The following is a 25,883-nucleotide window of genomic DNA, read 5'->3' as shown; positions in this document are numbered from 1 at the left end:
TTTTGATTTAATAATACTGCTATGGATTAAAAAACGTGAATGCGGTTTCAAAGGCATTTTGTTGAAATTGTTTTAAGCCCGTATCGCGAAAATCGATAGTCACTTGTGCTTTTTTCAGTTTTTCATTAATGATATTGCTGCGCACGAGTTCCACTTGCAGACCGTCGATTAACTGGATCGCGGCTTCCATTTTAAAGCCTTGTGAGCCACCAGAAAATTTGCCTTTGGTGGCGCGCTCTTTGATAACGATCGCATCAATTTTATAATCTTCAACCAGTTTCTTTATCGCAAATTGAAATTTTTGAATATGCTCCGCTTCAGCTCCTTTAGTTAATGAGATTTTAGGCACTCGCAAATGTGGAATATCGTACAAATTATTTTCTAACGCAACCAGGCTGATAATGGCATCATCACCTTTTATTTCAACACCACAAACTCTCATGGTTTCTCCTTACATTGGTTTATCGCAGCATTATAATCGAAAGTGACGACATACCCAAGCGCCTTGCAAATGCAACTATCTATAAATTGATAAACAGCCACTTGCCAGTTAGCAAAATAAATATTTTAAATTAATTTGCTAAAACAGTGACTTATTGGCAAGGTATAGACATAAAAATATAACAAAGGTTTATTATGAAAAAACATTTAATTTCAGTGGCTATTGTTGCCGCACTCGTCGGTTGTTCTGAGCCAGCCAAGCAAGAGACCTCCGTACCTGCGGTAAAAGCTAGCCAAGAAAGCCCAACAGCGAGCGCGGTTGATATATTAAACCAAGAATTTGCACAATTTAGTGGCGAGTTTATTGAACAGTTCTGGCAATACAATCCCGGCTATGCCGTTTATGTCGGTTATTATAAATATGATGATCAACTGCCGGTGCCCGATGCCAAAAACCTGGCTGCAGAGTTGAGCTTTGCTAAGGCACAACTAGCGGCTTTGCTCGCTTTTGATGTGAAGAAATTAACCGCGTCGAATGCCAGCGATTACTACATTTTGAAAAACCAGTTGCAATCGCTGTTATTCAACGTTGAAGAATTTAAATCGCACCAATGGAATCCGGCTAATTACAACGTAGCCGGTGTGTTTGGGGTGATTTTAAATACCGATTACAAGAGTAAAGATGAACGCTTACGCACCATTTTTAAACGCATGGGAAATATCCCCGCGTATTACCAAGCAGCGAAAGCCAATATCACTAACCCTACCATTCCACATACCGAATTAGCGATACAACAAAATAAAGGCGCCTTAGGCTTATTCAAAGATAGCTTGCACACCGCGATGACAGAGTCTGGTTTAAGCGAAGCAGAAAAGACCGACTTTACTTCCCGTTTAGCCGAGGCCTCAGCGGCGATAAACGGTTATATCAGCTGGCTGGAAACGAAAGCCGAAGCGCTTAAAGCCAATGGCAATGCCAAAGATTTTCGCATCGGCAGCGATCTTTATGAGAAGAAATTTGCGTTAGACATCTATTCAAGTTTAACCGCCGAGCAATTGTTTGAAAAAGCGCAAAAAGACAAAAGCCGCGTACATGGCGAAATGGTAAAAATTGCCGACAAGTTATGGCCAAAATATTTCGCCGAGCAGGCCATGCCTGCTGACAAATTAGTGGCAGTAAAGCAGTTAATTGATCACATTTCGGTCAAACACGTTGAACGCGATAAATTTGTTGACAGTATTCGCGCGCAAATTCCTGAGTTAGAAAAATTTGTAATCGATAATAATTTACTGACCATGGATGCCGATAAACCGTTAGTGGTGCGTGAGACACCAGAATATCAACGCGGTTTTGCTGGCGCATCTATCAATGCTCCAGGACCTTATGACGCCAAAGCCAATACCTATTACAACGTAACCCCGCTTGATCATTACAACAGCGAAGAAGCCGAAAGCTACTTACGGGAATACAACCATTGGTTGCTGCAGATATTAAACATTCATGAAGCCGTACCTGGCCATTATACCCAATTAGTACACAGCAATAAGTCTAAGTCGTTGGTGAAATCTATCTTTGGCAACGGTGCCATGGTGGAAGGCTGGGCGGTATATACCGAACGGATGATGCTGGAACAGGGTTATGGCGATTTTGAACCTGAGCTTTGGTTAATGTATTACAAATGGAATTTGCGGGTGATCATGAATTCGATCATCGATTACTCCATCCAGGTTAATGGCTTAACCGAAGAGCAGGCTCTGGATATGATGATGAATCAGGCGTTCCAGGAGAAAGCGGAAGCAAGTGGAAAATGGCGTCGTGCGACGTTGTCGCAAGTACAGCTAACCAGTTATTTTACCGGTTATTCTGAAATTTACGAGTTACGCGAAGAACTAAAAGCGAAACAGGGCGAAGCTTTCAACTTGACTGATTTTCATAATCAATTTTTAAGTTATGGTAGTGCGCCGGTACCCATTATTCGTCAAATGATGCTCGCCGAATAGTTATACCAATCGGCATAGCGAATGGGCCACTCTGCAATCGGCAATACATAAATTTTAATGACGGGAATAGTATTAATCTATTCCCGTTTTTTTATTGGCTGAAGGCAGTTTTTTCCAAGAAAAAGTTAACCTTATTTGAAAATTCAGAGTAAAATTAAGCCCATAAGCATTTACCAGAACCGCCATTTATCAGGAACACACACATTGAAGCCCGATTCGTTTACGCAAAAACGCCATTTTATCATTACCTTAGGTAAGTTATTGCATCAATTTGGGGCCACTGCCTACCGTTTGGAAAACCATTTAAAAAGTGTCTCTCGATTTCTGGAAATCCAGGCTTCTTTTGTGATCACCCCGACATCAATGACCTTTGTGTTATTCAACATTGAAGACAATCAGGACTATAACTTTATTGTTCGGGTAAAGCCTGGCGATATCGATTTAGGGGCATTATCACGTACCAATGAATTGGTTGATGAATTAGCCTCGGGCCAAAGAACCTTAGCGGAAGCCATCGAACGCTTAAATGAAATTCCGAATAAGCCTTCCCCGTACTCAAATTTTCTCACCTTTTTAGGCTTTGGAGCCTCGTCCGGCGCCTTTGCTTTATTAATGCACACCTCCTGGAATGATGTATTTTGGTCTACCGGCATCGGTTTCGTGGTATTTCTCCTGGTACTCTGGTCTGAGAAATCGAAAGGTGTGGCGAATGCATTAGAGCCGTTAGCGAGTATTGTTGCGGCATTATTTGCCAGTGCGATTGCGGTCATTGATCCAACGATTAACACACCACTGGTCATACTGTCGGGTATCATAGTCTTCATTCCCGGGCTGTCATTAACCACCGGATTAAGTGAACTGGCTGAACGCAATTTACTCTCAGGCACCGCCAAAATCATGGACGCTAGCATGACCATGTTTAAGCTGTTTTTTGGCGCGGTGTTGGGTTTAACCTTAGGGCAATTATTATGGGGTACCATTGAAAGAGTCGAGGTAGCAACGGTGCCGTCGTGGACTGCATGGATAGCAGTATTAATCCTTTCGATGTCACTGGTAATAATGTTTAAGGCTCGGCCAAGACATGCCTTTTGGGGCGTGTTATGTGGCTTTATTGCCTTTGGTTCGAGTTATTGGGCGACCACCTATGTTGGTGTTGCCTTAAGTGCTTTTGTTGGTTCTTTTGCCGTCGGTATTTATTCAAATTTGTTTGCCCGTTTTTTAAAGGCACCAGCCACTGTGGTGATGCTGCAAGGCTTGGTAGTATTAGTGCCCGGCTCAAAAGTCTATATCGGTTTAAGCTCAATGGTCATTGGCAGTGAGATAGTGCAGACCGAGCAACTTGGCTCACAAACGTTTTTAATTTTTATGTCTCTGGTTGCCGGCTTAATCTTTGCCAATGTGGTGATCCGACCGAAAAGCTCACTTTAGTGCAGCTTTAATAGAATTGGTATTAATGTAGAGGTAAAATATGTGCATATTATTCATCGCCATTAATCAGCATAAAGACTACCCTTTAGTCATCGCCGCTAATCGCGATGAGTTTCATCCACGACCAAGTAAGTCTGCGTATTTTTGGGATGAACAACCAAGCATTCTCGCCGGTCAAGACTTACAGGCAAATGGCACTTGGCTCGGGCTTAATCAACACGGTGACTTTTCGGCGCTGACCAATATCCGTGGCACAAACGCTTTGAACCCAAAAGCAAAGTCCAGAGGTGAATTGGTTAAATTCGCGCTGCAAAGCTCAGCACACACGAATCATGACTGGTTAGTCGCTAATGCCAAGCACTACAATCCATTTAATTTGATTTTTACCGAACGTGGTAATTTATATTGCTTTAACAGCAAATCATTACAAACCAATGAATTAAGCAGTGGCTTTCATGCCATATGCAATGGCGCCATGGATGACGTGTGGCCGAAAATGGCCAAGGGCGAGCAATTACTGGAACAATTAATTAGCGAGCAACAACCGTTAAACCCTGAGCATTTATTTGCCATTATGCAAGATCCAACTCAGGCGCCCGACCATTTACTGCCCGATACCGGCGTAGGCCTTGATTGGGAGCGAAAATTATCGAGCATCTTTATCAAATCAAGCGATTATGGCACCCGCTCTACCTCGATAATATTAAAGCATGTCGGTGGTAGTGTAGATTTTTATGAGCAAAGCTATACTGCCCAAGCTGAAATTTTCAACAAAAAACAATTTGCGCTAGCGCATTAATCAAAGCAGGTGCTAGAGTCTGTTGACCCTAGTTTCAACAAAGAGAATAAAATGAATAAAATTTGTGTAGTAACGGGTGGTTCTTCTGGCATTGGCTTAGCAATAGTTAAAGCCTTTATCGATGCTGGCTACCAGGTGTACAATCTGGATATTAGCCACAGTGAGATTGGCCATTTTATTCATTGCGATATGGCCAGTCAGAGCGAAGTGGCAAGTGCAATGGCGAAAATTATCACTGACAACCGAAAAATTGATGTGTTAATTTCCAATGCCGGCATTCATCAATCGGCAAATATCGAAAATACCTCTGAGCAAATGCTGGATAACGTATTTGCCATCAATGTAAAAGGCGCCTTTGCCGCGACGCAGGCAGTATTACCCATAATGAAGCAACAGCAACATGGTGCCATTATTTATATTGCCTCTGATCAGGCCATTATTGGCAAACAGAATTCATTTGCCTATAACTTATCAAAACATGCACTGGCGTCAATGGCGAAAACCACCGCCTTAGATTACGCCCAATTTAATATACGCGCCAATGCCATTTGCCCGGGTACCATAGAAACCCCTTTGTATCATCAGGCGATAGATAACTATTGTCAAAGAAGTGGTGCTATCAAGGCCGAAGTGCACCAGGCAGAACAAGCGCTGCAACCATTAAACCGCTTAGGCCAACCAGAAGAAGTGGCACAATACGCGTTATTTTTAGCCAGCGACAAAGCGACATTTATCACCGGCAGTTTGCCAGTGATCGATGGCGGCTACACTGTCGGTTAAGACCGTAGCCAAATCATATGAATATAATTGATCCTCACCTGCACTTGTTCAACCTTGAACTCGGTGATTATCACTGGTTGCAGCCGACAAATTCGCCGCATTGGCCAGACAAAGGCATCATCAATAAATCGTTTACTGAGGCTGATTTACAACTTGCCAAAGGGCTTAACTTAGCCGGCTTTGTCCATATTGAAGCCGGCTTTAATAATCAACAACCTGAGCTTGAATTGGCGATGCTGGCAGAGCAATGTACATTACCCTTTAAGAGCATTGCCTTTGCTGACATTACCGGCAAAAATTTTGCCGATAAAATCAATACTCTACAACAGTATTCGGCATTTATCGGCGTTCGCCATATTTTAGATGAACAAGCTATCGCAATTCTTTCTCAGCCACGGGTGTTACAAAACTTAAAACACCTGGAAAAACAGCAGCTGATATTTGAACTGCAATGTGATTGCAGCGACAACGCGGTGATAGAGTTGCTGGTAAGTCATTTGCAACAAGTACCAAATTTAGCCCTGATAATTGAACACTGTGGCATGTCACACAGCAACACGGTTTCGAAAAATTTGCGCTATGGCTTAACGGCATTAGCAAGTTTTGAACATTGCTTTATTAAATGCTCAGGTTGGGAAATGCGCGATAGAAGCTGGCAATTCGATCAGGCGCTATTGTGCATTAGTCAAATCATAGACATTTTTGCGGAAGCCAGAGTGATGCTTGCCAGTAATTTTCCATTGTCTTTATTCAGTAGCGAATACCAACAGCTTTGGCAAAATTTGCGAAATGCACCGCACTTTTCAGAGCAAACAGTAATGGCGCTTTGTTACCAAAACGCCAATAGAATTTACCAACTCAATTTATCATAGTAAATTGGCCAGTATAAAAATTACTTCACTTCCACTCGCGGCGAACGCATCACCACTTCGTCATTAAGCTCGATACCTATGCCCGGCTGTTCTGATACCTGGAAGAAACCATTTACCGGTTGCGGGTCTTGAATACACAATTCACGATTCCAACTCTTTATCGCATACGTGTGGTGTTCATGGATCAAGAAATTAGGTATCGCCGTTTCTAAGTGTAATGACGCTGCGGTTGCTACCGGACCGCCACAGACATGGGCTTGAATACGAATGTCATAAACATCGGCATAATCGCATACTTTTTTCGCTTCGGTAAAGCCACCACATAAACCAACATCGGGTTGCAACACATCAATACTTTGATCTTCGAAATACTGACGCACATCCCAGCGATGGTACAAACGTTCACCACCGGCAATGGGCACATTAACATTTTCAGCGACTTTTTTATGAACCGCCGGATTTAAATAATTGACCGGTTCTTCGTACATCATACAATCGACTTCTTCAATTATTTTGCCCATTTGAATGGCCGATGCTGCGCCCATTAAGGAATGTGACTCAAAAATAATATCTACGTCATCACCAACCGCATCTCTTATTGCCCGCAGTCGGTCGCCAAATAAACGCATTTGTGGTCGGGTAAATAATTTGGTGCGATCAAACGATGAGCTGCCATCTTTGTTATAGACGATAGGATCAACCTTGACCGCGTCATAGCCTTCGCTCATCGCCTTTAGTGCTGCTTCGGCATATTCGCCTGGCTCGATAAGTTTTTTGCATTCTTTATCCCAATCAAACTGCAGCTGGCTGGCATAAGTCCGGAGTTTATCATTTACTTTACCGCCTAAGAGCTGATAAACCGGAACCCCCAACGCCTTACCTTTGATATCCCATAGCGCGGTATCGATAGCACTCATTGCCGAATAAAGTACGGGTCCGCCACCTAAGCCCCAAAAACTTTCTCGCAACATTTTTGACCATAGCAATTCGGTTTGGAACGGGTTAAAACCAATTAACACGGCTTCTGCAATCTCTTTGATCATCGCCGCCGCCGCGCTGTGCCCCCAATCATAAGCAAGGCCCGCCTCGCCTACCCCGGAAATACCTTCATCAGTATGCACACGAATAAAAACCGGGTTCCAGGCAGGACGGTCAGGACACTCGATATCAAAAATTTCTACGCGGGTTATTTTCATGGATGCTCCGGGGTTTGTGTATTCAATAGTGTGGTTTAAATAATAGCGGGTTAAATCGTCATTACTGGGTATATATTATAGAAGAAACGAGAGACTCGTTTCTCGTTTCTCTTTACTCTTACTCCGCAAAACTGGGGTCTAGACGAAATGCTTTTCGCATCATCGCTGGCCAGGATTTTTGACCGCCGGTTGAGCCGGTGTGAACGATTTTTGCCTGATTAAGAATGTTATCAACAATGGGTTGCTCTACATACACTAATTCTTCACCACTGGCTTGTAACATCAATTGTATTTCGCAGGCACGATTCAAATCATACATACGCATGAACGCATCGCCAATGGTTGCGCCTAAGGTTAAGCCACCATGGTTTCTTAACAGTAAATGATTATTGCTGGCAAGATTGTCCTGCAAACGCTTTTTCTCCGCCGGATTCACCGCCAGACCTTCATAATCATGGTAACTCATGGTTGCCATAGCGAACATCGAATACTGGCTTAATGGCAATAACCCTTGCTTTTGCGATGCAACCGCGATGGTTGAATTAGTATGCAAATGCATGACACACATCGCGTCATGGCGAACTTCATGGATAGCACTATGAATGGTAAAGCCAGCCGGATTTATTTCAAATTCACCGCCATCAAGAATATTGCCATGAATATCTATTTTGACTAAATTTGAGGCCGTCACTTCATCAAAGGCGACACCAAAAGCATTGATTAAAAAATGTTCACTATCGGGGATCCTTGCCGATATGTGAGTATAAATTAAATCATCCCAACCAAAGTGAGCAACCAGGCGATAGCAAGCGGCCAAATCAAGACGAGTTTGCCATTCTTCTTTAGAAACTTTATTTTTTAAATTTCTAACAATTAAATCAATCACTTAGATTTCCTTTATGAATTTTTCTTTATACTAATATATAGTGCTTAACTGGAATTCCAGCCAATGGCAGAGTAAACTGATAGTCACAAGTTTAAATCGATTTCCTCTGATAATCACTTTTTGGAACTTATCAATGTTGAATAAAGTATTCTCAACTGTACTAACTGTTTTTTTGCTGCAGGCCATTATCCAACCTGCGCTGGCCATCGAATATAAACTTCCAGCCAATAATAACCGATTAGTCGGTGAAAAAACCAATTACACCGTAATAAAAGGCGATTCTTTTCAACAGATTGCCCAGGCATTTAACGTCGGTTTTTTAGCCCTGATGGAAGCCAATCCTGGTATTGACCCGCTGTTACCGGAGCCGGGAACTGAATTGGAAATCCCGACACAACTGATTTTACCTTTTGGTGAACATGACGGTATCGTCATTAACTTATCGGAATTACGCCTTTATTACTTTGATCAGCAAAGAAATTCTGTGCACGTTTTTCCTGTGGGTATCGGCAAAATTGGCCATATGACACCGACCCTGATCAGCGAAATCACCGAAAAAAGAACGAATCCCAATTGGTTTCCTACCGCAGATCATCGCAAAGATTACTTCAAAAAACACGGGGTAGAAATGGCGAGAATGGTCAAGGCAGGGCCTGATAACCCGTTGGGAAATTATGCAATGAGAATTGGCACCAGTGCCTATTTGATCCATGGTACCAATCAACGTTTCGGTATCGGCATGCGCGCCAGTTCGGGTTGTGTCCGCATGAACCCGGAAGACATTGAATGGTTATTTAAACAAGCAGCACCAGGAACGAAAGTAAAGATTGTCGATCATCCGATAAAAATGGCATATCAGGCACCGAATAAACGGGTGATAGAAATACATTCACCGTTAACCAATAACCAAGGTGTGGTGCCAAGTTTGTTACCAATATCCGAAGGGGTGAAAAAATTTATCGGCAGTGATGCAGACGATATTGAATTATTGAATGCCATAATTGCCAAGCCAACAGGATTGCCGGTAGAAATTAAATAACTCTCCTTGAATTAAACCCTCCCTATCCACCATTCATGGCTCGGGAATATAAGCACGTATATGTGCAATCATCCCCTATCCACCATCCATGGCTCGGGAATATAAGCACGTCCATGTGCAAAAAAACGAGCCTTGGCTCGTTTTTTTAATTCATGGATTGCTGATTTAGTCATTACTTCTTATAAGAGCTAACAACCATATCTAAGCGCTCATTTGCTTTGCTAGCTTCCGCGGCAGCTTCGGCAGCCATTTCTTTGGCAGCTGCGGCATCTGCAGCACTTCTTTTAGTTGCCGCTTTCATTGCAGCGTGATCCGAAGATAATTTATTCACTTGCATAGATAAGCTATCTACTTTGGTATTTAAATCAGCAATGTTTCGATTCAATTCATCATTATTAGCACAACCAGTTAAACCTAGTGCTAATACCACTCCTGAAAGAGTAATAAGTTTCTTATTCATCCTGAGACTCCATTTATTCATTAGTTAACCGAGAGTGAAATCTAAACAATAATTTCACTCTGTAGTGAGTATGGCATATATAAATTTTATTTCAGCTTTTTATTGTTATTTTTTAAAGGCTTGTATTATTCCCCAAGCATTAGGGTCTGTTGACCCTAGCAAGCAATTGTTATGATTAGTCGGATAACACCGGCAAACCTAAATCTTCTTTTACCTGTTCAATGACCACATAGGTATGAGTTTGCGATACTCCGGGTAATTCAACGATCATACCCAACACATCTCGATAATTATGCATGTTAGTGATGCGTAATTTTAATAAGTAGTCAAAACCGCCAGCGACCATATGACACTCGGCTACTTCTTTAACCTTCACCACTTCCGCCTTGAATAAATTAAAAACATCGGCAGTCGTTCTATCTAACGTTACCTGAATAAATGCCGACATATTAATATCGAGCATTTGTGCATTTAATACGGCGCCATAGCGCTTTATGTAACCTTCCGCTTCTAAGCGCTTTACTCTGTCTAAACAAGGACTTGCGCTCAGGTTCACTTGTTTTGCCAGCTCAACATTCGAAATTCGAGCCTGACGCTGCAAAATGTCTAAAATGGTCAAATCGATACGATCAAGGGGTCTCATTTACTCACTACCACCAATATTTTCTAGTGTACATATTCACATTTACCAAATAATACACTGAAATAACTGGAATTTCATCAGCACATTCTGTGGTTTTTTCTTTAAAATTCGGAAAACATTAAATAACTGATGCTGTTAGCAGCTGTTAATCATGAAACTTTAAGATTTTCGATTAAACTTACAGTGCAATTTCATCGATAATTGAATTACTTTATATGGGGCTTAACAATGCTTTTTAATGGTACTTTAACCACAAACGATCCTATCCGTCAGCAAATTCGCAATCACTACCGTGCCAACGAAAATGAGGTGTTAGCCAATTTACTACCTCTCGCTGAAATTGATGCCAATGCTCGTTCTCGAGCCTGGGAAAGGGCACGCCAGTTAGTGGTGCAAATTCGTCAAGACCAAACCGGTAAAGGCGGGGTTGATGCACTGTTGAATGAGTTCTCGCTTTCTAGTGAAGAAGGCGTGGTGTTAATGTGTTTGGCCGAAGCATTATTACGTGTTCCTGATAAATTAACTGCTGATAATCTGATCCGCGATAAGTTAGCCGAAGGCGACTGGAGCTCGCATATTGGTAATAGTGATTCGATTTTTGTCAATGCTTCTTCCTGGGGATTGTTGTTAACCGGTAAGTTAGTGACTTACTCAGATGACAACAAGAAACAACAATTTGGTCTGTTGAAGAAAACCATCGGCCGTTTAGGCGAGCCAGTCATTCGCCAGGCCGTGCGTTATGCGATGAAAATTATGGGCACCCAGTTTGTCATGGGACGTACCATTAACGCCGCGGTTGAACGAGCCGTAAAAACGGAAGCAAAAGGCTATACCTATTCATACGACATGCTAGGTGAAGGTGCGCGCACAATGAAAGATGCTGACCGTTACTTTGACAGCTACGTCAAAGCAATAGCAGTGATCGGTAAAGCCGCAAAAGGTAAAGGTCCGCAAAAAAGTCCGGGCATTTCAATTAAACTTTCGGCGATTCATCCTCGTTATGAATTCTCCCATCGCGATCGCGTCATTGAAGAGTTAATTCCCCGCCTTAAAGACTTAGCCTTAAGAGCCAAAGCCTACAATATCGGCTTTACCGTCGATGCTGAAGAAGCCGATCGTTTAGACATTTCTCTCGATGTAATTGGCGCGGTATTTTTAGATGACGATTTAGCCGGCTGGGATGGTTTCGGTATTGCGCTTCAGGCGTACCAAAAACGTGCCTTATATGTGGTTGAGTGGGTACGCGAACAAACCGTAAAAGCGAAGCGTCAAATGATGGTGCGCCTGGTAAAAGGTGCCTACTGGGATGCGGAAATTAAAATTAGCCAGGTTGAAGGTTATGAAGATTTTCCAGTATTTTCTCGTAAGCCAGCAACGGATGTGTCTTATCATGCCTGTGCGAAAAAATTATTAAGCTACCGCGATACTATTTACCCGCAATTTGCGACACACAATGCCTACTCGGTAGCCACTATTCTTGAAATGGCTGAAAACCTTGAAGGCTTTGAATTCCAACGCTTACACGGTATGGGAGAGTCTTTATATGATCAAGTGGTTACTAATGATAACGTACCATGTCGTGTTTATGCGCCGGTTGGTGAACACGAAGATTTGCTCGCCTATTTGGTACGTCGTTTATTGGAAAATGGTGCCAACAGCTCTTTCGTAAACAACATTGTTGATGAAAATATTCCGGTTGAGTCGCTACTTAGCGATCCGGTTGAAGAAGTGCGCAGCTGGCAAGATAAATACAACCCGCAAATCCCGCAATCAATTGCCATGTATGGCGGTGAGCGTGATAACTCGAAAGGCATTGATTTAACCGATATCGATCAGGTAACGGAAATGCGTGATAATTTGAATAACTGGTATGCCAAAGCACAAACCAAGGTAGTCGTTGACGGTGCACAACCGGTAACAAACCCGGCCAACCACAACGAAGTTATCGGTTATTTAACTCATGCCGATGAAACCAAAATGCAGGACATTTTAGCCTCTGCTGAGGCCGCCTTTGCTTCATGGTCGGCGACAGATGTAGCACAGCGTGCTGAAATCTTATTAAAAACTGCCGATGCATTAGAAGCAAATCGCGATGAATTAATTGCCTTGTGTATTAAAGAAGCCGGTAAAATTCCGGTCGATGGTGTTAGTGAAGTTCGTGAGGCGGTAGATTTTTGTCGCTACTACGCCGCCCGCGCACAAACCATGCTAACGGATTCAGAATTACAATCTCGCGGTGTGGTCTTATGTATCAGTCCATGGAACTTCCCCTTAGCAATATTCTTGGGACAAGTTGCCGCGGCAATTGTTACCGGTAATACGGTGGTGGCAAAACCGGCAGAGCAAACCAGTTTAATTGCCTTACGTACTATCGAATTAATGCATGAATGTGGCCTGCCAAACGGCGTGGTGGTACCCGTTATTGCTCGTGGTAGCAAAGTTGGCGCCCACATAGTGCCGGATGAGCGTGTACAGGCCATCATGTTTACCGGCTCTACGGAAACTGGCACCTGGATTTCACAAAAGCTGGCCGAGCGTGAAGGTGACCCGGTACCGTTTATTGCCGAAACCGGTGGTCAAAACTGTATGATAGTGGATTCAACGGCGCTGCCAGAGCAAGTAGTTGATGATGTAGTTGCCTCAGGTTTCCAAAGTGCTGGTCAACGTTGTTCAGCATTGCGGGTGTTGTTTTTACAAGAAGACATTGCCGATAAAGTTACCGATATGCTCAAAGGTGCCATGGCAGAGTTGCATGTTGGCGACCCGGCGTTGTTTAGTACCGATATTGGCCCGGTAATTGATAATAAAGCGTTAACCGCACTAAACGAGCATGTTAGCTACTTAGCAGATAAAGCGACATTACACTATCAATGCCAAGCTCCGGATATGGGCGATGTTGGTAACTACTTCTTTGTGCCACGCTTGTATGAAATCAGTGATTTGTCAGTGCTGAAAAAAGAAGTCTTTGGCCCATGTGTCCACATTGTTCGCTTTAAAGCCAGCGATATTGACAATGTGATTGATCAAATTAACGGTACCGGCTTTGGTTTAACTATGGGTATCCACACCCGTATTGAAGAAAAAAGTGAATACTTAGCCAAACGCTCACGTGCCGGTAATGTTTACGTAAACCGGAACATGATTGGCGCCGTTGTTGGCGTACAGCCATTTGGTGGCCGAGGTTTATCCGGAACAGGTCCAAAAGCCGGTGGACCTATGTATTTAACTCGTTTGGTGAAAGAGCCAAAATTGAGTGAAGATAGACGATTATCCGCAACCGAAAAAACAGCACTGGAAAGACAGTTTAGTGATTTTGCTAACGATGCCTGGAAAGTTGGTGCTAAGCTGCAAGCGGCAAAAAATGATGAGTTAAAATGGCGTGATACCAGCATCACTATTCGAGTATCAATTGCCCGTCAGTTACTCGCAAAAATAGCATCAAACAAGCTATTTGTTTCACAACAAAGTGAACTTGAACAAAGCTTAATTGCTGCTCGTGAACAGTTAACCATGATTGAGAAAAAGCTGAGTAAGCCAATCACGCTTCCGGGTCCTACTGGTGAGTCGAATAAACTTTACCTTGAATCTCGTGGCACGGTGGCGGTTGTTGGCGATCAGGATACCAGTTTTGAATATTGGTTAGTCGCGGTTGTTTCTGCTCTTGCATCGGCCAATACCATTGTTGCGGTCGTTAGCGACGGTTTCTTAGCAGAAGCGCAAGAATGCGAAAAGGTACTGAGCGAAATTGGTTTAGTTCCTGGAATTTTCCAGGCAGTATCGTTAAATCATTTGCCTCTAGTGCTGGAACATAAACATCTAGCCGGTGCCGTAGTTGCAAGTAACTCACGCTTGAAACAAATTATTGCTGAAAAATTAGCCGCCAGACAAGGCGCAATTTTGCCAGTGATAACTGCACAAACCTTACCTAAACTGTTCGAACGTTTAGTTACTGAAAAGACCATTACTATTGATACCACTGCCGCTGGCGGTAATGCATCATTAATGACGATGGAAATGGCAGAGTAACGCGAATTCGCTTAAACTTTGTCAATTATAAAGCGGCCGGTTGGTCGCTTTTTTGTACATGGATTGTACTTATGCCCGACAGGCAGGGATAGCCTTTAGAGGGTGATATGGGGTAAATAAATTAACGCACTATACGCGAGAGGAGGTACCGACCTCGGTAACTGCTCCATGCGTTACTCTATCTCCTGCGTCCATGCAGTCGTTCGTCGGTATGACGTGGTTCAAATTAACAAAAATAATTGAAAAATACGCCGTCATCCTGAACTTGTTTCAGGACCTCCCTACTTGACAGCGAGCAACTATCGACTCGTTGCTAGCAGCTTGACTATCTCGGCTTCGTAGTCGGCTTTTTTGTTATTAAAAAAGCCGACATGGGCCGATACTGGTTTACCCGTTTTATCGAACAGATAACTGCTTGGCATGCCTTTGAGTTTAAATTCTTTGGCGATTGCACCGTTTGGATCATAAATCACGGTAAAGTTAGCTGGATTATCTTGCAAAAATTCATCGGCTAAAAATTTTTCGACATCGACATTGACGGTAATTATCTTTAAGCCTTGTTCAGCATATTTTGCCTGCATCTCGTTCATCCAGGGAAAGGATTTCCGACAAGGAATACACCAGGATGCCCAAAAATCGAGATAAACCACTTTGCCTTTATTGTCATCAAGCAATTGCTGCAATTGTGCCTTACTGCCGATATTGTTGGCCACGTCGTTCGCCCGACTAAAGGCTGCTGTAGCCATACAAACCAGCAACAATAATGTTGTTAACGCAAGCTTATTCATCTTCTTTCCTAACGACTTATACCAAATTTTATTGATAGGTGATCTATTGAGAATGCTCTAAAAAGCTTTATAACAATTGAAATTTGTTGGAGATAGGTATTCATATCTTCAGTAAATTTCAGGCAGTTAGAAAGTTTTATAGAAATTCCAGAAGGGTGATTTTATTTACTCAAAATAAAATTACTCAATGAGCAGATATCCAATAAGAATTGGTATTACTCTTGGCTTTCTACGCTCACGGCACTATCAGCACCCGATTCTTGGCTACTTTCTTTCGGCTCAACCACATCTTTTGTTTCCAGACCATGTTCCGGGTTACGGGCAATTTCCGCTTTTTCATCGCTCAGCCATTTATCGACGCTGGCTTTGTTTTCACAGCGTTCATCGGTCATATCATCACGATAATAGCGTAAATTTACACAATCTAGCTCATAACGGCGCTCAAGTTCGGTACGTTTAATTGGTTGCCCTTTGGCATTGACGATTTGACGCTGCAAACTCGCACATTCAGCCTGTTGTTCGGCGCTAAAAGTAATTTTTTCACAAGGGTCTTCTTGCACAAACGCACAGCCGGCTTGCGCTAATAATACGGTAGAAATGAATGCTAATGTTGTTGTTTTCATTGAGGCCTCCTGCCACGGAAGGAAAATAATGCTTGTCGATAACATAGCATTTACCTAGTATGTCGGCAATTTAAAAACCGCTAATTTTAAAATAAAATACGCTACACTTTATACAGATAATGTTATTAGGAAAAATATATGCAAGTTGTTGATTACCTCGCGCCAGATGCGGCTGAAAAATTTGTCGCCTCACTACGTCAAACCGGCTTTGGGGTATTAAAAAACCATCCAATAAAACAAGAACTTGTTGAGTCGATTTATCAGAGCTGGCAACAATTTTTCTTATCGGAAGAAAAACATAGTTTTGCCTTTGATGTGGAAAAACAAGATGGTTTTTTTAGTAGTCAAATATCGGAAACCGCCAAAGGTCATGCAAAAAAGGATATCAAAGAGTATTACCATGTCTACCCATGGGGCCGAATACCAGCACAGTTGAAAGAAGAGATTTTAACTTACTATCGACAGGCATCGGAGTTAGCCGCTGAACTGTTAGATTGGGTTGAAAAATACAGCCCTGCCGACGTTGCGAAACTCTATGCTGAGCCACTATCGAATATGATAATGGATACGCCAAACACTTTGTTGAGGGTATTGCACTATCCGCCGTTATCTGGCGATGAAGAAGCCGGGGCGATTCGAGCCGCGGCACACGAAGACATTAATTTATTAACCATTTTACCAGCAGCCAATGAACCAGGATTGCAAGTACAATTGCAATCGGGGGAATGGATAGATGTGCCTTCTGATTTCGGTAATTTAATCATCAACATCGGAGACATGCTAGAAGAAGCCTCAGGCGGATATTTTCCATCGACCAGTCATCGAGTGATAAACCCTGAGGACAGTGATATGACGAAATCACGGATATCGCTGCCGCTATTTTTACACCCAAGAAGTGAAGTGGTGTTATCAGAGCGTCATACTCAACACAGCTACCTGCTAGAGCGATTAAGAGAGTTAGGTGTGAAGGTTTAAACGGCGAAGGTGGAACGAGGAACGAGGAACGAGGAACGAGGAACGAGGAACGAGGAACGAGGAACGAGGAACGAGGAACGAGGAACGAGGAACGAGGAACGAGGAACGAGGAACGAGGAACGAGGAACGAGGAACGAGGAACTAGAAATCACCCCGGTTCTAGCCAGTAGCCAGTACCCCGTAGCCCGTAGCCCGTAGCCCGTAGCCCGTAGCCCGTAGCCCAAATAGTAAAGGAGCCGTTAGGCTCCTTTTCAATATAAATTATCAGATAATTTACGTGACTAGCTTTTCAGAGAAACGAACTCTGGGTAAGCTTCAATACCACAGTCAACTTTATCAACACCGTTGTATTCGTCTTCTTCAGACACTCGGATACCGACAGTTTTCTTCAGTGCGTACCAGACAACGAAGCTTGCGGTGAATACCCAGGCAAAGATCACGAAGGCACCGTATAGTTGCGCGCCAAATGTTGCATCACCATTGCTAAATGGTACCGCCATTAATGCATAGAAACCTACCACACCGTGAACTGAGATAGCACCTACTGGATCATCGATTTTCAGTTTATCTAAAGTGGTGATTGACAGTACAACTAATACGCCACCTAAGGCACCAATTAAGCTAGCGAAGATTGGCGACGGTGAAAGTGGGTCGGCAGTGATTGCTACCAGACCGGCTAAGGCACCATTTAAAATCATGGTTAAATCGGCTTTACCCCAAATCGCTTTGTTCAGTAATAACGCCGCTACCGCACCAGCTGCTGCTGCTGCATTAGTATTTAAGAAGATTTGACCGACCGCTGTCGCATTTTCAGCATCCGATAGTAAAAGTTGTGAACCACCGTTGAAACCAAACCAGCCCATCCACAGGATAAATGTACCTAAGGTAGCAAGTGGCATGTTCGAACCTGGAATTGGAAAGATTTCACCATTTTTACCGTATTTACCTTTACGAGCACCTAGTAATAACACCCCGGCTAATGCTGCAGCAGCACCTGCCATGTGAACAATACCAGAACCGGCGAAATCAGAGAAACCAGCTTCTGACAAGAAACCACCGCCCCAAGTCCAGTACCCTTCCATCGGGTAAATAAAACCAGTTAAAATCACCGTAAAGATAAGGAAAGTCCAAAGTTTCATCCGCTCAGCAACCGCACCAGATACGATAGACATTGCTGTCGCAACAAAGACTACCTGGAAGAAGAAATCTGATTCTAAAGAATGATCGGCGTCCGCTGCTTGCGTACCAATCAGGCCGGCAATACTAGGTAAGAAGCCACCTTCGGGGTTATCAACATACATGATGTTATAACCCACAAGTAAGAACATGATACAAGCGATTGAATACAAGCAGATGTTCTTGGTTAATATTTCGGTAGTATTTTTTGAACGAACCAGACCCGCTTCCAGCATGGCAAAACCTGCCGCCATCCACATCACTAGTGCGCCTGATATTAAAAAGTAAAATGTATCTAAAGCAAATCTCAATTCAGAGACTGTCGTGGTTAATGTTGCTAATTCTTCCATTATATATCCCCTGATTAAAGTGCTGCAGAATCTAGTTCACCAGTACGAATACGCACTGCTGATTCTAAATCGTAGACAAAGATTTTACCGTCACCAATTTTACCGGTATGCGCCGATTTGGTAATAGCTTCGATAATGCGTTCGGCATCTTCGGCTTTCACTGCAATTTCTAGTTTTACTTTTGGCAGGAAATCCACTTGATACTCAGCACCACGATATAATTCGGTGTGACCTTTTTGACGACCGAAGCCGCGTACTTCTGACACAGTTAAGCCTTCGATACCCACTTCAGAGATTGCTTCTCTGACATCATCCAGTTTGAATGGTTTGATTATTGCGTTTATTAATTTCATTTCGCCCCCTATGTATAAGCTGACTATAGGGTTACAAGTTACGTACCAACAATTAAAAAACAAATAAATACAACAACTTACAATAAACCAGAGATAATCAGAGTTGTCTGCCGCACCATGACGGTGCTCAAGAATCACTACAAAGGTGCGGAAGATATGCTACCAATGGAAAAAACTTAACAACAAGCACAAGCAATAACATTGCCTTTTTTCCAATTGCAAAATGATGGCGAAGGTGATCTCAACATCTTCTTCAGGCGCATCGGTGCCCATGAGTTCAAACAGTCGAGTTAACCTTGTAACTTCTCCTCGCCATGAGTTTAACAATAAGACACTGAGTTTAGGATTGTATAAGGCTTCGTGATGGCAGGCGAGTTCGATACGACGATCATCGCTATTGACTAACACTTGGTTGGTTAAATAATTTTCGCTGTCTTTGAATAGCTGTTCAGCAAACTCCCGTTGGTTAAGCGGCCGTTGCTGCTGGCACCACCGGCCTGGTCGGAATTAGTGCCTGCAGTGATGATGGATTTACAACAAGGCCTGGAAAAGGCCGAAGAACTACGTGATCAGCACCGTCATTTTGAAATGTACGCCCTGCCCCATGCCGAATATATTTTAGGTATTCGGTAATGTCAGAGATATCCGCTTTAATGAAATGGAATATTCGGTCCCTGCCGAACACGGTATTGCCTGTTTACGGGATATTTTAGCCACCATTAAAAAGCAAAATATTCCGGTGATTTTCCCAATGGAGTTTAGAGACATTAAAGCGGACGATATCTGGCTTAGTCCATTCTATCAACGCAATAGCTGTCATAATTTTCATGATAAAAATTACAAGAAATATTTTGCCGCAATCGAACCAAAGTTTAAAAAATCAAGGCAACCACCTGCCAAGTGTGTTGGTTGATTTAGACCTTTTAGATGAAAACATTGCCACATTATCAGCACAGCTTAACGGTAAAACTGATTTAAGATTTGTCGCAACACACCTATCAGCAATTTATCAATCGCCGGTATCAACTAAACAGCGATTATAAAGAGCAGGCGTTATGCTTTAATGGCGCCGGCAGCCCCACCATAGCCCTGCATAAAGAAAACACCGTTGCTAACGAATTATCCGCGGGCTCTTGTTTAGTAAAGCCTGTGGATTTTGATATTCCTTCCTTGACGACCTTTACCCCGGCGGCATTTATCGCCCTCAGAAGCCAGCGAGTGAGCCAATATTGGCCAATTTTACAGCAAGGATAGTGAGTAAAAATCAACGAGCTGTTATTGTTTTAACTGCCGGGCATAATGATCAATGATTTTCACCACTTCGCGCGAATAGACCATGGAAGTGTGGGATTGACGCACGATGATATGTTCACTCATTCCGGGAATTTGCGTCTCAAAAATGCTTACGGTACCGTCCGACTCGGCGACTTCTTCGCGCCAAACCCGGTCGAGTAATGGCCGGGCACCCAACTTTACATTACCGGCAATGGAGATTAATTTTTGCGCTACTGGCCAGGATTTCTTGAATCTTTTCGGGATTAAACCAAACTGTGGCGATGAGCCAAGTAAACCATCTAGGTTGAGCTTTGCCATGTCTTTGGTAATTTCTGCACCTTGATGGGGTGTCCCTAGAGTTATCACCATCGGGACTTTGTCGGTGCTAACTTGTTGGCTAAATAAGTAGTCGGTTATGACCAAACCACCGAGAGAGTGACCTAACATTAAGGCGGGTCCGTCCGCTACGGCCTGGTCGATGGTGTTAAACAAGCGTGCTTTATCGGCTTTGGTGCTGGGGTAAGAGATATTTTCGACATCATAGCCAAGCACCTCTAGCCGTTTCGCTAAAGGCTTCATGATGACTTTATTCATAAACAATCCGTGTAAGAGAATAATTTTCACTGCTTTGCTCTCACTTACGCCTGCTGAACTTCAGTTTCAGCTGGTGTTTGCAGCTTGCGCTTGCGTCTAAAGATATTGGCAACATCCTCTTTAATCAGATACATCGACGGGATCAAAAATAAGGTGATCACAGTAGCAAACATAATACCAAAACCTAGTGAAATCGCCATCGGAATAATAAATTGCGCTTGTAAACTACCTTCAAAGTAAATTGGCAAGATACCAAAGAAGGTGGTTAATGAGGTTAACAAGATGGCTCTAAATCTTTGCTTACCTGCTGCTAACACGATATTTTTCATGGTTTCACCACTGCCTTTGGCCTTGTTAATGAAATCAACCAAGATCAGGGAGTCGTTGACCACCACCCCGGTCAGCGCAATAAAGCCGTACATAGACATCATATTAATGGTGCGACCCATTAGCCAGTGACCGACAATGGCACCAATGATACCAAATGGGATCACCGACATGATCACCAGTGGTTGTACATAAGATTTGGTAGGTATGGCGATGAGGCCATAGATTAAGAACAAGGCGCCAAGACCGGCGAAAGCCAGTTGTTTTAAGAAATCCGCCTGATCTTTACTGGCGCCTTCCATGCCATAGTTAACCGTTTGGTATTTATCGAGAATGGCAGGAATAATATCGTCATTCATTTCACCATTGACTACTCTCGATTCAATTTTGGCCGCATCAATTTCTGCCGCTATAGTGATGGTACGTTTTTGATTGATCCGGGTGATGGTGGAAAACCCCTGGCCGATTTCAATATCTGCCACTTGAAAAAATGGTACCTCATCACCGCTTGGTGTTCTCACCCACATATTTTCCATATCGGAAATCGAGCGACGCTCGCTTTCCGGATAACGCACCATGACTTTCAACTCATCGCGGCCGCGTTGAATCCGTTGTGCTTCTTCGCCATAAAATGCCTGACGTACCTGACGGGCCAAGTCATTCAAAGTTAACCCCAGCACTTCCGCTTCCGGTTTAATGCTCAGTTTGATCTCTTGCATGCCACGGCTGTAAGAGTTACTGATATCAAACACACCATCGTATTCTTGTAATTTTGACTGCACCTCTAACGCGGCTTGCTCAAGTTCGACCTCATCACTGCCATTGAGCTGAAATTCCATGGCAGAGCCACCACCAGCATTGGTGCCGGCAAATACTTTCAAATCTTTGATACCAGGAATTTCGCCAATTTCTTCCCGCCATAGTTTTTCGATATCAAAGGCACTGTGCAGTCGGTGTTCGGGTTTGCTTAACTCCATTAAAAAGCCACCGCCGGTATCACCATTGGTAAATTGTATGGTGTGCTTGATAAAGGTTTCTCCGTCGGCCTGACGATTATTATTCGCCATGGCATGACCGGCTTGCGATATTTTGTCTAACGCCTGATTTCTAATATGTGGCGAAGTACCATCAACCATAGTCAATTGTCCCTGGATCATATCCATCGGCACATTGGGAAACACCTCAACTTTGACCAAACTGCCGGCGATAAGGCCAATCGAGATAAAGAATATGGCAATAAAGCCGGCCACAGTGTTATACCGATAGGTCAATGCCTTAGCCAGCATCGGCTGATAGCGCTTATTAATAAAGCGGTCGAGCCAGGCCTTAAAGCGCAATTGAATACGATGCACTATGTGGGGATTATGCGGGTCAATATCCTTGTATTTCATATGCGCCAGATGCGCGGGTAAAATCCATTTAGACTCGATAATGGAAAATATCAAACAGAAAATCACCACCAGGGCAATGGCGCGGAAAAAGCCTGAAAAACTGGTATCAATAAACAGCAATGGCAAAAACGCGGCGATGGTGGTCAATACCCCAAAGGTCGCTGGCATGGCAACCCTTTGCGCGCCACGAATGACATTATCAACACTATGACCATATTGACTAATTTCGCTATACGAACTTTCACCAATGACGATGGCATCATCAACAACGATACCCAGCACCATGATAAAGGCAAATAAGCTCAGTAAGTTTACCGAGACCGCCCATTCCCCCATTAACGGCATTAAGATAAAGGCACCGAGGAAACTGATAGGAATGCCTAACATTACCCAGAACGCGACTCTTATGCGTAAAAACAGGGTAAGGATCAAAAACACTAAAAACGCCCCAAGCAGCATGTTCTCCAGCATCATATCGAGACGGGCATTCAAATAATAAGACGAGTCACCCCATACGGCGAGGTGCGCCCCAGCGGGTAAGCTGTTCTGCTTTTGTGTGACATACGCCTTCACTTGACTGGCAATGGCCAAATCATTTTGATCGCCGGTAGATTTTACCCGGACAAATGTTGTCGGTTCGCCATCAAAGCGGGCAAAACCATCATCTTCGATAAAGCCATCCTTGATGGTGGCGATATCACCTAAGGTAAGGCGGGTACCATCGTCAGCGGTTCTTACCACTAAATTTGCGTATTCTTCGCCGGTATATGCCTGTCCTTCGGTTCTTAGCTGAATGTAACCACCGCTCGATTTAATGGTACCGCCAGGTAAATCTATTGATGACTGGCGGATGGCGTTGGCAACATCGTCAATCGTTAATTTATATTGTTTGAGCTGGTTTTCGGAGATTTCAATACTGATCTCAAAATCGCGAAGACCGACCAGTTCGGCAATGTTAACCTCGGGCAACGCCATGATCTCGTCACGGATATTTTGTGCCATAACTTGCCGGCTGCGTCTTTCCATAGAACCATAAACAGACACCCACAGCACGTCGCCCTGAAACTCCTGTTTGACCACTTGCGGGCGTTCCGCCTGAGCAGGAAAAGTGGTGATTGAATCGACCTGCATTTGAATTTCATTGAGTTTGTCTTCCAGCGAATAGCCGGAATTAAGCTCAATGCTGACCCGCGCCATGCCTTCTCTTGCCGTAGAGGTAAAACGTTTAATGCCCTGAATGTTCTCAATCGCTTCTTCAATCTTCAGCACTACCGCTTTTTCCACTTCTTCCGGCGAAGCGCCTAAATGCATCACCGACACCTGAATGATATTCGGACTAAAGTCAGGGAACATTTTCTTATTGATGGTTTGATACGAATAAATACCACCAACAATGATGAAGAACATCATTAAATTGGCAGCAACGCTATTGCGGGCAAACCAGGCAATAATACCGCTGAGTTTTTCAGTATTGGCGTTCATCTTTAGCCCTCAACTTTTTCAGGTGTTAAAGATTCAGCCTCATTTGTCTGTTCCACAAGCTCACCGTTTACTCGTAACACCATGCCCTTAACCGGTGTTGCTAATTTGGTGGTTACCACGCGCATATCACTGGCAATGTCAGCGGCTAAATAAACACGGTCTTTTTCGCTGCGGATCACCTTAACCGTAATAATGTGCAACTTATTGGCGTTGTCAATGAGATGCAGTTGGTTCAACCCGTGTAGCGCAGTCCTTGGCACGGTATAGAGATTGGTTTCGGTCTTGCCGACAATACTGGCATTAACAAATGTGCCTACTCGTAATTCAGCATCACTGGTGTTCACATCCTTTAAATTATAGGGATCTGCTACCTGCGCCACAATGAAGTGCACCCTTGATTGTTGGTCCACTACGCCTTCATAACGATGAATGCTTGAATTCCACGACAACAGTTCGCTCCCTTGCATTGAGCTGATCTGCACTGGCGTTGGTTGATAATTGTGTTGATTAATTTTAGGTAAATGAATAAAGCCAATATCTTGCTGTTTAATTGGCAGCCGTACTTCGGCGAAATCTATGGCAATGGTCTTTGCCAATTGGCTGCCAGTGCTAACATATTGGCCAATATCCACATGTTTTTCATTGAGCAAGGCATCATACGGGGCGATAATTTTAGTACGAGAGAGTTTGATGTTCGCTTGTTGCAAATCGGCTTCTGCGGCTTTTAACTCAGCCTGGGCTTTTTGATATTGTGGTAATCTCAACGCTAAAACAGGGGCTTGTTCCACCGTTTTACCGGTAAGTAACCATTCTTCTTTCGCTTGTTCGGTTCTGGCTTGTTCTTCAATGAGCGAGGCTTGCATCGCCCCTAACCGTGATTCTGCCTCGAGCACGGCAACTTGATAGGTTATCGGGTCAATCTCGAGTAACACCTCACCCCTGGCAAAATAACCACCAACCAAAAATTTCTCCGAAACAAAGGTAATTTGTCCGGAAACTTCTGAAATAAGCAAGGTTTCAGTGCGCGCTACCACAGTCCCTTGACTGGCAATATTAAAAGTAACATCTCGTTGTGCAACCGTTATCACATCGACAATAGGCGCTTTATTGACTACCGGTTTTTTCTCTGGTTTCTTTGCCATACCACTCAAAGAGGAAAAGCCAAGAATACCAGCAATGATGATTAACAAAGGCATACCTATTAAAAACAATTTGCTCTTAGGTTTGCTCGCAGTTGAAGATTGTGGGGTATAAGCCATGAGATACCTTTATTACGCTTTTGATCTGTAGGTTAAGACAATAACAGAAACTCTTGCCAATCATCGGCTTAACTAAATTTTATTTATTGTAATGCTAAAAGCGTCATTGCACCATTTAAATAAATTCTTGCCAGGAGTTTAGCATTTCCACAAAATCTTCCAGGCCACAACTGGCGGTTGAGTCTTGTTCAAAATCATCGACATCGTTAACCAGGCTGTCGGGTAATTCACTATCAATATGATTTGCATTGGCACTGATCTCAACCTCACCAAAGGCGATAGTTAAAGTATACTCCTTACCAATTTGACAAATTTCATCAACACTGCTGACATTAACCAGCATCTCTGTAATTTTTTCTAGCTTTCCCCTATCTTTACCGACCTCTTGCTCTAACCAGGGACCAAAGGCCTCATGACCATAACTAAAATGCGCTAACGGTTGACCGGTAATAAAGTCGGTGCGAAAGGTATATTCCATTTTTACGGGTTCTCATCGGGTTTAATGGCGCGCATAGTATGCATTAGTAAAAAAAATAGCAAGATGGAAACTTTTTGTTTAATTGCACGTCTTAATCTTAACCTATTATTAACATATATACCCTTCACCATTCAAAGTGCAGGATTTCAGTGGGAATTAAAAGTGATTTAGGCAAGGTATTAAATTTAGAGAATGGTTATTCCATTGTTAAAATTCATAGCGCTGCATAAATCACTTTTAA

Annotated in this window: 25 protein-coding genes; 11 read left to right on the top strand and 14 right to left on the bottom strand. The window is 43.2% G+C overall.

Translation table 11 applies throughout. The annotated features are described in order from the left end of the window. Window positions 1-19 precede the first annotated feature (19 nt). Entirely contained in the window at window positions 20-442 is a 423-nt protein-coding gene (locus ND16A_RS03865; protein WP_033078739.1) for a DUF3010 family protein, read from the bottom strand. Window positions 443-636: 194 nt separating this feature from the next. Between ND16A_RS03865 and ND16A_RS03870 the strand changes: the two genes are divergently transcribed. The 5 genes from ND16A_RS03870 to ND16A_RS03890 all read left to right on the top strand — a co-directional run bounded on the left by ND16A_RS03870 (window position 637) and on the right by ND16A_RS03890 (window position 6,321). Continuing rightward, complete coding sequence (locus ND16A_RS03870; protein ID WP_033078738.1) at window positions 637-2,442, top strand: DUF885 domain-containing protein; 1,806 nt, start codon at window positions 637-639, stop codon at window positions 2,440-2,442. Window positions 2,443-2,646: 204 nt separating this feature from the next. Beyond that, a complete protein-coding gene (locus ND16A_RS03875) occupies window positions 2,647-3,870 on the top strand; it encodes a threonine/serine ThrE exporter family protein (protein ID WP_033078737.1) in 1,224 nt (407 codons plus the stop codon). 40 nt (window positions 3,871-3,910) lie between these two features. Further along, a complete protein-coding gene (locus tag ND16A_RS03880; RefSeq protein WP_052073253.1) occupies window positions 3,911-4,669 on the top strand; it encodes an NRDE family protein in 759 nt (252 codons plus the stop codon). Between the two features lie 51 nt (window positions 4,670-4,720). Next, window positions 4,721-5,449, top strand: coding sequence for an SDR family NAD(P)-dependent oxidoreductase (locus ND16A_RS03885; RefSeq protein WP_033078736.1), 729 nt, complete (start codon window positions 4,721-4,723; stop codon window positions 5,447-5,449). A gap of 17 nt (window positions 5,450-5,466) precedes the next feature. Then, a complete protein-coding gene (locus ND16A_RS03890) occupies window positions 5,467-6,321 on the top strand; it encodes an amidohydrolase family protein (RefSeq protein WP_033078735.1) in 855 nt (284 codons plus the stop codon). Between the two features lie 20 nt (window positions 6,322-6,341). Here the strand turns inward: ND16A_RS03890 and ND16A_RS03895 are convergent, their stop codons facing one another. Then, window positions 6,342-7,517, bottom strand: a complete 1,176-nt coding sequence (locus ND16A_RS03895; RefSeq protein ID WP_033078734.1) for a mandelate racemase/muconate lactonizing enzyme family protein — start codon at window positions 7,515-7,517, stop codon at window positions 6,342-6,344. A gap of 118 nt (window positions 7,518-7,635) precedes the next feature. Further along, window positions 7,636-8,403 carry a class II aldolase/adducin family protein gene (locus ND16A_RS03900; RefSeq protein WP_033078733.1) on the bottom strand — a complete coding sequence of 256 codons (768 nt, stop codon included), beginning with the start codon at window positions 8,401-8,403 and terminating at the stop codon, window positions 7,636-7,638. 133 nt (window positions 8,404-8,536) lie between these two features. On the opposite strand from ND16A_RS03900, the gene ND16A_RS03905 reads away from it, so the two are divergent. Then, entirely contained in the window at window positions 8,537-9,442 is a 906-nt protein-coding gene (locus ND16A_RS03905; protein WP_033078732.1) for a L,D-transpeptidase family protein, read from the top strand. 172 nt (window positions 9,443-9,614) lie between these two features. Here ND16A_RS03905 and ND16A_RS03910 read toward each other — a convergent pair whose 3' ends face one another. Both ND16A_RS03910 and ND16A_RS03915 read right to left on the bottom strand, forming a co-directional pair. Beyond that, window positions 9,615-9,902 carry an Lpp/OprI family alanine-zipper lipoprotein gene (locus ND16A_RS03910; RefSeq protein ID WP_033078731.1) on the bottom strand — a complete coding sequence of 96 codons (288 nt, stop codon included), beginning with the start codon at window positions 9,900-9,902 and terminating at the stop codon, window positions 9,615-9,617. Window positions 9,903-10,077: 175 nt separating this feature from the next. After that, window positions 10,078-10,545: a winged helix-turn-helix transcriptional regulator gene (locus tag ND16A_RS03915; RefSeq protein WP_033078730.1), complete on the bottom strand. Its 468-nt coding sequence runs from the start codon at window positions 10,543-10,545 to the stop codon at window positions 10,078-10,080. Between the two features lie 228 nt (window positions 10,546-10,773). On the opposite strand from ND16A_RS03915, the gene putA reads away from it, so the two are divergent. Then, window positions 10,774-14,571 carry a bifunctional proline dehydrogenase/L-glutamate gamma-semialdehyde dehydrogenase PutA gene (gene putA / locus ND16A_RS03920; protein WP_033078729.1) on the top strand — a complete coding sequence of 1,266 codons (3,798 nt, stop codon included), beginning with the start codon at window positions 10,774-10,776 and terminating at the stop codon, window positions 14,569-14,571. Between the two features lie 299 nt (window positions 14,572-14,870). Here putA and ND16A_RS03925 read toward each other — a convergent pair whose 3' ends face one another. Both ND16A_RS03925 and ND16A_RS0119595 read right to left on the bottom strand, forming a co-directional pair. Continuing rightward, window positions 14,871-15,359 carry a TlpA disulfide reductase family protein gene (locus ND16A_RS03925; protein ID WP_033078728.1) on the bottom strand — a complete coding sequence of 163 codons (489 nt, stop codon included), beginning with the start codon at window positions 15,357-15,359 and terminating at the stop codon, window positions 14,871-14,873. 215 nt (window positions 15,360-15,574) lie between these two features. Beyond that, on the bottom strand, window positions 15,575-15,982 hold the full coding sequence (locus ND16A_RS0119595) for a hypothetical protein (protein ID WP_052073252.1): 408 nt from the start codon (window positions 15,980-15,982) through the stop codon (window positions 15,575-15,577). Window positions 15,983-16,120: 138 nt separating this feature from the next. Here ND16A_RS0119595 and ND16A_RS03930 point away from each other — a divergent pair, with 138 nt between their 5' ends. After that, window positions 16,121-16,957 carry an isopenicillin N synthase family dioxygenase gene (locus tag ND16A_RS03930; protein ID WP_033078727.1) on the top strand — a complete coding sequence of 279 codons (837 nt, stop codon included), beginning with the start codon at window positions 16,121-16,123 and terminating at the stop codon, window positions 16,955-16,957. Window positions 16,958-17,238: 281 nt separating this feature from the next. On the opposite strand, the gene ND16A_RS03935 is transcribed toward ND16A_RS03930, so the two are convergent. The 3 genes from ND16A_RS03935 to ND16A_RS21155 all read right to left on the bottom strand — a co-directional run bounded on the left by ND16A_RS03935 (window position 17,239) and on the right by ND16A_RS21155 (window position 19,244). Then, window positions 17,239-18,483 carry an ammonium transporter gene (locus ND16A_RS03935; RefSeq protein WP_033078726.1) on the bottom strand — a complete coding sequence of 415 codons (1,245 nt, stop codon included), beginning with the start codon at window positions 18,481-18,483 and terminating at the stop codon, window positions 17,239-17,241. A gap of 14 nt (window positions 18,484-18,497) precedes the next feature. Beyond that, window positions 18,498-18,836: a P-II family nitrogen regulator gene (locus ND16A_RS03940; protein ID WP_033078725.1), complete on the bottom strand. Its 339-nt coding sequence runs from the start codon at window positions 18,834-18,836 to the stop codon at window positions 18,498-18,500. A 159-nt stretch (window positions 18,837-18,995) separates the two neighbouring features. Beyond that, window positions 18,996-19,244, bottom strand: a complete 249-nt coding sequence (locus ND16A_RS21155; RefSeq protein WP_152593913.1) for a hypothetical protein — start codon at window positions 19,242-19,244, stop codon at window positions 18,996-18,998. A 54-nt stretch (window positions 19,245-19,298) separates the two neighbouring features. Between ND16A_RS21155 and ND16A_RS21395 the strand changes: the two genes are divergently transcribed. The 3 genes from ND16A_RS21395 (at window position 19,299) to ND16A_RS21540 (ending at window position 20,090) form a co-directional block, all read left to right on the top strand. Next, complete coding sequence (locus tag ND16A_RS21395) at window positions 19,299-19,469, top strand: hypothetical protein (protein WP_160173539.1); 171 nt, start codon at window positions 19,299-19,301, stop codon at window positions 19,467-19,469. Between the two features lie 25 nt (window positions 19,470-19,494). Next, on the top strand, window positions 19,495-19,749 hold the full coding sequence (locus ND16A_RS03945; RefSeq protein WP_033078724.1) for a D-arabinono-1,4-lactone oxidase: 255 nt from the start codon (window positions 19,495-19,497) through the stop codon (window positions 19,747-19,749). Window positions 19,750-19,817: 68 nt separating this feature from the next. Then, window positions 19,818-20,090: a hypothetical protein gene (locus ND16A_RS21540; RefSeq protein ID WP_033078723.1), complete on the top strand. Its 273-nt coding sequence runs from the start codon at window positions 19,818-19,820 to the stop codon at window positions 20,088-20,090. Window positions 20,091-20,111: 21 nt separating this feature from the next. Here ND16A_RS21540 and ND16A_RS03950 read toward each other — a convergent pair whose 3' ends face one another. The 4 genes from ND16A_RS03950 to ND16A_RS03965 form a co-directional block, all read right to left on the bottom strand. After that, a complete protein-coding gene (locus tag ND16A_RS03950) occupies window positions 20,112-20,735 on the bottom strand; it encodes an alpha/beta fold hydrolase (RefSeq protein ID WP_033078722.1) in 624 nt (207 codons plus the stop codon). Between the two features lie 14 nt (window positions 20,736-20,749). Further along, window positions 20,750-23,905, bottom strand: a complete 3,156-nt coding sequence (locus ND16A_RS03955) for an efflux RND transporter permease subunit (RefSeq protein WP_033078721.1) — start codon at window positions 23,903-23,905, stop codon at window positions 20,750-20,752. 2 nt (window positions 23,906-23,907) lie between these two features. Beyond that, window positions 23,908-25,164 (bottom strand): efflux RND transporter periplasmic adaptor subunit, encoded by a 1,257-nt coding sequence (locus tag ND16A_RS03960; protein WP_033078720.1) that lies wholly within the window; start codon window positions 25,162-25,164, stop codon window positions 23,908-23,910. Between the two features lie 115 nt (window positions 25,165-25,279). Then, window positions 25,280-25,642, bottom strand: coding sequence for a YacL family protein (locus tag ND16A_RS03965; RefSeq protein ID WP_033078719.1), 363 nt, complete (start codon window positions 25,640-25,642; stop codon window positions 25,280-25,282). Window positions 25,643-25,883 lie beyond the last annotated feature (241 nt).

This window comes from Thalassotalea sp. ND16A (genome assembly GCF_000764205.1).
Taxonomy (GTDB): Bacteria; Pseudomonadota; Gammaproteobacteria; order Enterobacterales; family Alteromonadaceae; genus Thalassotalea_A.
This window is presented reverse-complemented; position numbering and strand designations above follow the sequence as displayed.